Source organism: Prevotella herbatica (assembly GCF_017347605.1).
Taxonomy (GTDB): domain Bacteria; phylum Bacteroidota; class Bacteroidia; order Bacteroidales; family Bacteroidaceae; genus Prevotella; species Prevotella herbatica.
Window position 1 is genome coordinate 1,191,868 of the sequence record NZ_AP024484.1, and the last position, 10,633, is coordinate 1,202,500.

The 10,633-nt window shown below is 38.2% G+C and carries 9 protein-coding genes (1 of these 9 cut by a window edge); 1 reads left to right on the forward strand and 8 read right to left on the reverse strand.

Features of this window, described 5'->3' with window-relative positions:
- Nucleotides 1-63: 63 nt before the first annotated feature.
- A complete protein-coding gene (locus prwr041_RS04505) occupies nucleotides 64-1,593 on the forward strand; it encodes a hypothetical protein (RefSeq protein WP_207155159.1) in 1,530 nt (509 codons plus the stop codon).
- A gap of 2 nt (nucleotides 1,594-1,595) precedes the next feature.
- Here the strand turns inward: prwr041_RS04505 and priA are convergent, their stop codons facing one another.
- The 8 genes from priA to prwr041_RS04545 all read right to left on the reverse strand — a co-directional run.
- The gene (priA, locus tag prwr041_RS04510; protein WP_207155160.1) at nucleotides 1,596-3,866 is read right to left on the reverse strand and encodes a replication restart helicase PriA; all 2,271 of its coding nucleotides are present in this window, start codon (nucleotides 3,864-3,866) and stop codon (nucleotides 1,596-1,598) included.
- A 95-nt stretch (nucleotides 3,867-3,961) separates the two neighbouring features.
- A complete protein-coding gene (locus tag prwr041_RS04515) occupies nucleotides 3,962-4,579 on the reverse strand; it encodes a porin family protein (RefSeq protein WP_207155161.1) in 618 nt (205 codons plus the stop codon).
- A gap of 40 nt (nucleotides 4,580-4,619) precedes the next feature.
- Nucleotides 4,620-5,663 carry a type IX secretion system ring subunit PorN/GldN gene (gene porN, locus prwr041_RS04520; RefSeq protein ID WP_207155162.1) on the reverse strand — a complete coding sequence of 348 codons (1,044 nt, stop codon included), beginning with the start codon at nucleotides 5,661-5,663 and terminating at the stop codon, nucleotides 4,620-4,622.
- Between the two features lies 1 nt (nucleotide 5,664).
- Nucleotides 5,665-7,221, reverse strand: a complete 1,557-nt coding sequence (gene porM, locus prwr041_RS04525; RefSeq protein ID WP_207155163.1) for a type IX secretion system motor protein PorM/GldM — start codon at nucleotides 7,219-7,221, stop codon at nucleotides 5,665-5,667.
- Entirely contained in the window at nucleotides 7,221-7,973 is a 753-nt protein-coding gene (gene porL / locus prwr041_RS04530) for a type IX secretion system motor protein PorL/GldL (protein WP_207155164.1), read from the reverse strand. The genes porM and porL overlap by 1 nt, the downstream gene beginning before the upstream one ends.
- Before the next feature lie 6 nt (nucleotides 7,974-7,979).
- Nucleotides 7,980-9,416, reverse strand: a complete 1,437-nt coding sequence (gene porK / locus prwr041_RS04535; RefSeq protein ID WP_207155165.1) for a T9SS ring complex lipoprotein PorK/GldK — start codon at nucleotides 9,414-9,416, stop codon at nucleotides 7,980-7,982.
- A gap of 4 nt (nucleotides 9,417-9,420) precedes the next feature.
- Nucleotides 9,421-10,305, reverse strand: a complete 885-nt coding sequence (locus prwr041_RS04540) for a PorP/SprF family type IX secretion system membrane protein (RefSeq protein WP_207155166.1) — start codon at nucleotides 10,303-10,305, stop codon at nucleotides 9,421-9,423.
- Between the two features lie 155 nt (nucleotides 10,306-10,460).
- Nucleotides 10,461-10,633: the 3' portion of a DUF2795 domain-containing protein gene (locus prwr041_RS04545; RefSeq protein ID WP_004373526.1), read on the reverse strand. The gene runs 49 nt beyond the window's last position; only the last 173 of its 222 coding nucleotides appear in the window; its start codon lies beyond the right edge, outside the window — the gene reads right to left on this strand; it ends in the stop codon at nucleotides 10,461-10,463.

Sequence of the window (10,633 nt, forward strand, 5' to 3'; positions counted from 1 at the left end):
TATATTGTTGCATTTAGAACAATTCAGGTAACTTTGCGACGAATTTTTTTATAGGTTTTTAAAATGAATAAATTAAAATTTGCTTTTATAGCACTTGCAGTTTCTGCTTCACAATCAACTTTGGCTGGCGGACTGCTCACAAACACAAACAACAACATTGCATTCAATCGCAATTTTGCACGTGACGGTGCAATTGGCATTGACGGTGTTTATTCGAACCCTGCCGGTGTAGCTTTTCTAAGCAAGGGATTACACCTATCTTTCAACGTTCAGAGTGCATACCAAACACGTACCATAGTAAGTGGAATGACTATACCAGCATTCCAGGGAACACCATATTACCAGCCATTAAAGATGAACGGTGGTGATGAGAATGGCAACAAAAAGTTCAAAGGAGAGGCATCTGTGCCATTTATTCCTTCAATACAAGTAGCCAAGAACTACGATAAATGGGGATTTCAAATGGGATTCTCTCTGATTGGTGGTGGTGGCAAATGTACGTTCAATGATGGATTAGGTTCTTTTGAACGCCAGGTTGCTCTTATTCCTGCAATGCTCCAAACTATGAAACTGTCGACGACAACTCCAGGTTATAGCGTAGACAGCTATATTAAAGGTCAGCAATATGTATTCGGTCTTCAACTGGGAACAACTTATAAGTTTAATGAACACATTGCTGCTTATGGTGGTTTAAGATTCAACTATATATATAATAAATATCAAGGGAGTATCACAAACATCCACGCAAATATAGATGGGAACGACCAAAAACTATATGATTATATCGGAGACGTAGCAAAGAACTACCAAACAAAGTCTGACACATATTCTGCACAAGCAGCAGCGACTACCGATCCAACAATAAAAGCACAGCTTGAAACTGCAGCTGCTGCATATCAAGAAGCATCTACCAAGTTTGCTAAAGCACAACCAAATTTTGCTGATCGTTACCTTGACTGCACACAGACAGGATGGGGTATAACTCCAATCATAGGTCTTGATGTTAAATACGGCAAATTCAATTTAGGTACACGCCTTGAATTCACTAATCACCTGAATATTGAAAACGACACTAAGGTTGACGGTACTGGATTATTCGGAGACGGAGTTAACACTCCAAACGATCTTCCTGGACTGTTTACTATTGGAGGTCAATACGAAATATTACCCTCTGTACGTGTAATGGCTTCATACCATTACTTCTTCGACAAAAACGCAAAGATGGCTAATGACAAACAGAAATATCTTTCAGGTAATACACAGGAGTATCTTGCTGGTGCAGAATGGGACATCACAAAGGGTATTACAATCAGCGGTGGTATGCAACGCACTAAATACGGACTTGGTGACGGAACTTATCTTAACGATATGAGTTTCGTAACAAGCAGTTATTCTTACGGTTTTGGAGCAAAGATTAAAGTTGCTAAGAACGCAAGTCTTAACATTGCTTATTTCTGGACCAACTACAGCCACTTTAAGAAAGAATACACACAGACTATCGCTGTAGGAGGAAATTCTATCAGCGCACAATCCAGTGATGATTTCACTCGTACAAATAAAGTACTTGGAGTAGGTCTTGACATTGACTTGTAAACCTACAACGGGTCTACATCATAATATATATGCAGGGCAGCGTAATGTTTGTCCTGCATTATTTGTTTTTGTACATAATGCAACACATCTCTTACTTGCTTTTGATTGATACCATTCTCTAGTTTGATTACTATCTTTCGTATATTCATAGCCTTTACACGAGCAACAGCCGGTTTATCAGGTCCAAGTATTCTATCACCTAAATACTGTTTCAATCTGCCTCCCATTTCCAATCCTGCAGATTCTACTACTTCATTCTTTGAATGTTTAAGAAATACATACACAAGATGATAAAATGGCGGATAATGAAATACAGCACGTTCATCAAGTAAATCTTTCTGAAAGTTCTTGAAATCATGATTAACCACCTGACTGATTACAGGCAAGTCAACACTCTTTGTCTGTAACATAACAAGTCCCCGTTCTCCTTTACGTCCAGCTCGTCCACTTACCTGACTCATCATCATGAAAGCATGTTCATAAGCCCTGAAATCTGGATAATTCAACATTGAGTCAGCATTAAGTATTCCTACTACACTGACGTTATCAAAGTCTAGTCCTTTACTTATCATCTGTGTTCCGATAAGAATATTAGTCTTACCTGCAGAGAAATCTGTAATAATTCTCTCATAAGCATTACGTGTACGGGTTGTATCAAGATCCATTCTGGCAACTCGCGCGTCAGGGAAGATATCACAGATACGTTCTTCTATCTTTTCTGTACCATAACCTCGCCCGTTGATTTTTTCACTACCGCAGTTCGGACACACTTTTGGAACAGTATATGTAAAACCGCAATAATGACAAGTCAGCTGATTAAGATTTTTATGGTATGTAAGTGATACATCACAATTTGAACATTTTGGAACCCAACCACACTCTCGACATTCTATCATAGGCGCAAATCCACGTCTATTTTGAAACAGTATGACTTGCTTATCATTCTGCAAAGCATCGTTAATTGCAGCCAACATCTGTGGCGAGAAAGGTCCTTGCATCATCTTTCTATGCTGCAAATCCTTAACATCAATAACTCTTATTTCTGGTAGTTCTATTCCTGCAAAACGTTTTTTCAATTCAACCAATCCATACTTTCCCTGTTGAGCATTATAATAGCTTTCAATGGATGGGGTGGCAGTTCCTAGTAGCGTTTTTGCGCCATATATTCCTGCCAATACTATAGCAGCACTTCTTGCATGGTAACGTGGTGCAGGATCTTGCTGTTTAAAACTAGTCTCATGTTCTTCATCAATAATGACCAATCCTAAGTTAGTAAACGGCAAAAATACAGCACTTCTCGCACCAAGTATAACATCATAATGAGAGTCTGAAAGTTGTTTATTCCATATTTCGACCCTTTCTGCATCACTATATTTGGAATGATAAATACCTAGACGATCTCCGAAGACTCTTTTAAGTCGTTCCATGATCTGCACCGTTAACGCTATTTCAGGTAATAGATATAACACTTGCTTATGCTCTTCTAAAGCTTTTTTAATAAGATGTATGTATATCTCTGTTTTGCCGCTTGAAGTAACACCATGTAGAAGAACTACTTTTTTTTCTTCAAACTGCGAATTTATCTCATCAAACGCTTTTGCCTGAAACTTATTAAGTTGCTTTATATTCTCGAAGTGAGATTCTCCGCCATTATTCAGTCTTCCCACTTCTTTCTCGTATGCATATAAAATCTTTCTTTCAATAAGATTCTTTATTGATGGAGCATTACAATGACTGAAGTTCATAAGTTCTTCTTTTGTTATCTCTGCAATATCTTCAGTATTAGTTGTACCACTCAAACTATCCCAATGCGACATCGCCAGAAAATCAATAAAAGCTTTTTGCTGTTTAGTTGCACGAGAAAGAGTATTTATAGCTATATGTAAAGCTTGCTCATTACGATATGGTTCAGTTAGCCCAACATATTGTTCTGTTTTAGGTTTATAACTATCTTGTGTCTTTAATCCTGAAGGCAATGCTGCTTTCAAAATATCACCAAGTGGAGACAAATAATAATTAGAAATCCATTGCCACAATTTAAGTTGATTTGGAAGTATTACTGGTTTATCATCCAAAACAGCGACAATCTCTTTTACATCAAAATCAGGCTTTACGTCAGTCATGCTTACAGCTACGCCAATATAGCGTTTACTCTTTCCCAATGGAACTAGTAAGCGAGCACCAGGTTTAACCTTTGACGATAACTCGTCGCCAACAGCATATGTAAACGTCCCTTCAAGAGGCAGCGGTAAAATGACTTCAACATACTTCATAGGCACACAAAGATAAACAAAAAAAGCAGATATTCGTATCAGAATATCTGCTTTTTTACATTTATATATAAAATATATCTTTTCGCTGACCAAGTTTAGAAATAATAAGCAGCGCTAATCTGCCATGAGTTATAACGACTACGAGTAGTACTTGTTATGGCATTTTTTGATGCATCCCACACATTTATTTCACCAGTCTTTCCGCATACGATATTGTATGCTGCACCGATTTCAAGATGCTTCAGCAAAGTAATTCCTGCTCCAAGATTAACACTAAAGTTGGACTTTTTCATCTGGAATGTATTCTTATACGAATTAGCATTAGTCCAGATATAACTATCGTCTCCTACATTAAAACCAAACTGAGGACCTGCTGCGAAATAAATCCCTGCCAAGCTACCAAGGCCTATATTATAACGAAGATTTACAGGAATGTTGATAGACTGCTGCTTGACAGTTGTTTCGTCAACTTTACCATCACGCTGGTCGTAAAGGGCAGCAGCATCTACACCAAGTCCTATTATCGGAAGTGTAAACTTAACAGTTGGACCAACAAAGAAACCCGTACGGTTTGATGTATTGAACGCATCTTGGCTAAATGACATATTTGTCAAATTAAGTCCGCCTTTAACACCGAACTTGATCTGTGCATTGGCAGTTGAAACAAACATAATTGCCATAGCCAACACTAGTAAATTAATAGTCTTTTTCATTGTTCAAAAAAATTAATTATTATTCTAAGTTTTATCTCTTTTAATGTCTCTGTCTTCTTACAGTAACACGAGCGTTATCAGTTGAAGAAGATGATTGTTTCTGTCTGCGTGTCTTAACAGTCGTACTACGACCTGAAGCTCTTCGGTTTATGGGATGCGATGCTTTTAATGTTTTTTTATTGGAGCTAGTGATTTTATCTAAAGAATCCTTTTTAGCCTGATCGCCCCAGATATTTTTTTCGAACGAAATAATTTCATTCTCTATTCTTGACTGTTCTTTATTCAATGCAGTGTCATTTTTGCAATATTGCGCAAGGTTTCTTCCCTGCATATTTGCCGTCTTATATATTTTCCCCTTATATCTGTTCATCGTAAAATAATCATCCAGCGACATCACTGCTGCGTTATTAATGTTGCTGACCATTATTGTACGCTTTGCAAGCAATGGCGCCAAATCATCATATTTAACCCAGAACAATGGATACTTTGTTGTTCCATCACCGAAATCATCAGCTCTCTCCATTATTGGACATAAAGCTATAATTTTAGTATGGAATGTTGCAGATATCTGGTCATAGTAAGAACATTCCTTTATATAATATCCTTTTACTTCAGATGAAGGTATATCACTATCATCAATATGAACACCACGATCAGTTCGCTCATAAAAAATATGATGATCATCCAAAAACGTCAATGGTTTTACAAGTGCATCATCCGTGAAACGTTCATTGCCATCAAGACGATACTGATATACACTTATTCCACCATGTGATGGTCCCACCATCATAAGTTTAAAGATATATGTAAAAAGATTCATCTGACTTCCAGATGATTCTGCGGGATAGTAAAGTCCTGCATTAGCATCATCATTGAGATTTAGCTCACGATAAACATCTCTGCGCCACACAACATCCTCGTTCATTCCAGCTGATGTCGGGAATGAAATCTGCGAGCGCAATGTGACATTATCAGCATTCGTCTTCTGTGCTTTTGCAGCTTGCTCTGCACGACGCAAAGCCGATTGCGCCGAAACATTCATTGCAAGGACTGCCATAAATAGCATAAAATATAACTTTCTCATCTTATCTTACTATTATTTCTAATGCGCCGTTAAGGATTCGTGTTATTCCATCTGGACCAACAGCCTTAACATGAGTTATATAAAATCTTCGATTACGAGACAAACTACGGAACGTATCACGCTGCCTGTCAGAGAAATTTGAACCCAACGAAGCTATTGGAATCGCATTTCCCATATTATCAAAGAATACCGTTTCGAAACTTACTACTTTGAACTGTATGTCAAGCAGTCCGTCGTCTATTGCTGCATTGATACCATGTGCTCCCATAAGTGAAGCCTTTGGCATCGCCCCCCCCTTAAACCTTGTTGTTCCTAAAGCTACATAAGCTATTGGATCAGGAAGTTTTCTCACATGGAAAATAAACGGAGGCAAAGAACGTGCCTGTCCCTTATCACGTGCTGTTACATGTATTGTTACATCTTTACCAACTGTCGAAGGAACTGCTATAAAATGTCCGTTACCTTTTGAAATCATACTTCCACCAGTCATTGATATCGACACTGCATTTGCAGGAACACCAGGAACACTCACACTCATAGGATTATGATATCCAGCATAAAGGACATTCATCATATCAGCTGCGACAGTTGCACTATTTGGTGCAGGGATAACACTGTATTTCTGCAAGAAGTTTCTCTTTAACACATCACCGTTACGATTTTGCATCAATATATATCCATCAAAAGTATGTTCTCCCACTCCGCCCGCAATAAATGAATACTGTCCGTTTCGTGTAGCAATTCGCTGTCCATTTACGTATATCTGCGGTTGCTGAGTAGTATCAACTGCTGCCATTACGATATTGGCGCTGAAACGTTCTCCTGGGTAGAGAGTTGTCTTATCGGGTATTACGAAAGCAGAAAGTTTGTTTACCCTAATATCTTTCATATCTATATTAGAGACTAAAGTATGCAATACTTCACCTTCTGCATAACGCACATCACTCTGCAATTTAGATAACAGTGTTATGGATGCAGCCACCGGCATATTCTCGAACATATATTCTTGCCAATTCTTCCCTAATAATCTTGACTGTCTTGGAACCTTCGTTGAAAGGTTGCTATCAATAATCTTCTTTTGTTGCGGATCAGCAACCATACCAACAATGCGATTTCGGTATGAATTGATTGCATTAAACAATTTTCCACCCTTACCACCTATTGGTGAAAGCATTACTTCCCCAGCAGCTTCAAGATTATCCTTATTTTCTATATTATAAACGTTTCCGTTCTTGCCATCAGCCTTCCTTACAATAGCTACTTTCAGTTCCTGCGCAAAATTATAGAGTGAGTCACTCATCTGTTTAACAGCTTTTGCTTTAGCAAACCACGCTTCCACCTTCTCCGGATTCTTTTTCATAAGACTTGCGAAATCGGTATACATAGACTCATTCTCTTTTGATGAATTATCTGTCGTACGATTAAGGCTTTCTTCAACTATCGAAAAGCCATTAAGTACCTCGGTTGATATATTCAGCGCAAGCATTGCCATCAAGACAATATACATGAGGTTTATCATCTTTTGACGTGGAGATACAAGTCTTTTCTTTATTGCCATTACAACTGTGTATTTTGTGTTGGAGCTGCGGCACGCATGTTTATGGTCATTGCCTCTATCATACGCGTATATATGCCGTTAAGCTGTTCTATATGCTGTGCAAGCAACTTGCTCTGCTCGTTTATCTGATCTATTGTCCCAATTTGCTGACTGGCGCTCTTCAACTGCATTTCGTAAACCCTACTTATACCAGTAAGAGTTCTATTAAGGTTTTCCATTTCCTCACTATCACGGGCTAGACGTGAACTTTGATCACCAACCTTTCCCAAAACTTCTGTAAGTTTTTTAAGTTCGGCAACATAGTTATTTTGAGCGTCCTCCATTTCTGGATTGGCAGAAGGCATAACTATTGTCGATACTCCCTGCATCACAGGATCTGTGTCTGCAAACGATACTTGTGATTGCACCATTTGTGATTTTATCGGCTGAGGATTTATAGGTTGTTTCTGTTTAGCTTGTTCAGTTCTGCCCTCCAGATACTCTTCGGTTAGATGTGTTGGGAGATCCATTCCATCTGTCGTTTTATCAAAAGGTCTATCAAAAGCTGAAATAAAAAACACCAAAACTTCAGTACCCATACCTAAGAACAACATTATATTGGCACCAGGTAGATGGGTCAACTTAAACAAGGCACCAAGCACGACGATTGATGCGCCCCAACTATATGCATAGTTAAGGAAAGTTTGTCCAGGGACACTATCCATCCACTTTTGTAGACGATAGACTATATTGTATTTACTATATTCTGTCATTATCTGTTATTTCTTTTTAGTACTAGTCGTATTTGCAAGACTTCTTACACATCTAAATCCGATAAATGATCGTGGCTGGTTTTGATATTCCCAAGAACGCCACGCTGAACGTATAAAGCTCTCAGGATCTTTCCATGAACCACCTCTCACACTTTTCTTCTTTAATCTATAAGGATCTTCTTTTGCTGCATTATATTTCAATTCTGGATTTAGGTCATTCATTGCAGCTACACCAGATGCGGTATATACCGTACTAGTCCATTCTGCTACATTTCCAGCCATGTCATACAGTCCGTTTGAATTAGAACCGTATATCCCAACCTTACTTGTAATAAGATTTCCGTCTTTAGTATAATTTCCTCTATCCGGCTTAAAATTAGCATAATAACAACCGTTACCATTCTTCATATCAGCATTATCCCAAGGAAACTCATTGCCGTTTTTACCACGTGCAGCATATTCCCATTCTGCCTCTGTGGGCAAGCGATAACGCTGCACATACTTAGCCTCTGTCCCTAGTCCCTTTAACAAATAATCCGTACGCCATGCACAATAGGCATTTGCCTGTTCCCACGTCACACCGACAACAGGATAGTCATTATAAGCAGGATTGCTATAGTAGTTGCGTAAATACATTTCATTATCAGAATTTGTAAAATCATTTACCCAACATGTTGTATCAGGATATATATTAACAATGTATGTATTAAGGAAATCCCAAGGACCACTACGCTGGCGATCTATAGTCTTACTAACAATATTTCCTCCGTCGTCAACATAAGCCGTATCCTTTGATATCATTACAACATCATTAGAAACAACACGATCGGTATTGAAAGAGCGTTCAGCAGGATTTAATCGATTACGTCGAAGTGCTGCGGTTGCATAATCGTATATCTCATAACGATAGTTCATCTGCCTCCAGTCTAGTAACTTGTCTCCAGTTACAGGGTTTGTGACATACAAACTTTCTATAGCACGTTGTTCGTCTTCATTAGGCTTACGTGGTAAAGGCTTATTCCAATTCAAGTGTGGAGTAATGGCATTACCATTCTTGTCTTCAGAAATCATATAGCTCTCGTCTCCAGCATATGCCGGGTCAGCAAGTCGTGTACGTAAGATACTGTCACGCACCCACATCACAAATTGCTTATATTTAGAATTAGTAACTTCAGTTTCATCCATCCAGAAACCATCAACAGAAATATCCTTAGTTGGAATCTGGGCTCCAAAGAGAGAATCTTGCTTGTCTAATCCCATGTGCAAAAATCCTCTATCAATCTTTACCATACCGAAAGGCCTTGGTTCTATGAAACTCTTGCCTCCGACACCAACTACTTCACCGCCACGACCAGCCATAGACATCGCTTTACTTCCAAAGCAACTTGTTAAGGCAAATGTCACCATGACGACACTTATGAATATCAATGTTTTATTCTTCATATATCTATAATATACGCACATTTTTATGTTTGTTTTTCCCTTTCTTCGCCATATTTATATCCATCTGATAACCGACAAATAGTTCATGGCTTCCGTTTCCAGGGTTAATTGCAGATGTATAAACTTCATAACTATATCCCAGTACCAATCCATGAAAAGTTCCTCCTATCAAAAATGTCACAGAATTGGTTGGACTATATGAAAGTCCGGCATACATCATTTTGTTCTCATAACTATAGACTAACCTACTGGTAATATCTGCTCTATAAGCAGTTCCGTCAGTTCTAACAATACAAGATGGCTTTATTGTTACAAACGGATTATTAAACTTAATATTGTATCCCCCTGTCAAATAATAGGTTGGATCTATTTGGAGTTCATTACTGCCCCCCAACTTTATCAAAGGCGAGTTTATATGCTGTGCAGAAACACCAGCATACCATTGTCCTCTAACATAATACATGCCAAGAACCAAGTCAATTCCATTGCCATTTAGTTGAGTTGTTGAGAATGCAGGATCTGAACTTTCATTTAAATCCACTTTGGTTCCATCAAAGTCCTCACTAATAACTCCAACCTGAGCAGCCACGCTTATTAAACCCTTAAAAAATTTATGTTTGTAAGCATATTGTAATGCCAACTTTTTATGAGTAAACAGTCCTATCTTATCATTCATAAACTGCACGCCAGCTCCATTATATGAACTCATAAAATAAAATGGAATATCAGCAGCAGCATACATAGTCTGAGGATTATGTTCAAATCCAGCCATATCCATTGCGTAAGCAGCATTAATGTTCAACTTATCATATTTACCAACAGCTGCAGGATTGAAAGATGGCTCCATATCAAAATAATGACTGAACGACACATCATATTGCGCTTTCATCCCAAGGAAGACGAAAGTGAAACAAATAGTAAATATAAATCTTGTAAAACTGCGCACGATAATATAACGTAGTATCAAGGAAATTATTGTAAATATAATAAAACACAAAAAGGTCACTCATAATAGAGTGACCTTCCTGTTTTATCAGAGTTTATTTAATACTCATCATCATTCCATAAGAAATCATCCTTTGAAGGATAATCTGGCCAGATGTCCTCTATACTTTCGTAGACATCACCCTCATCTTCTATTTCCTGCAAATTCTCTAACACTTCAAGTGGCGCACCCGAACGGACAGCATAATCTATCAGTTCGTCTTTTGTTGCAG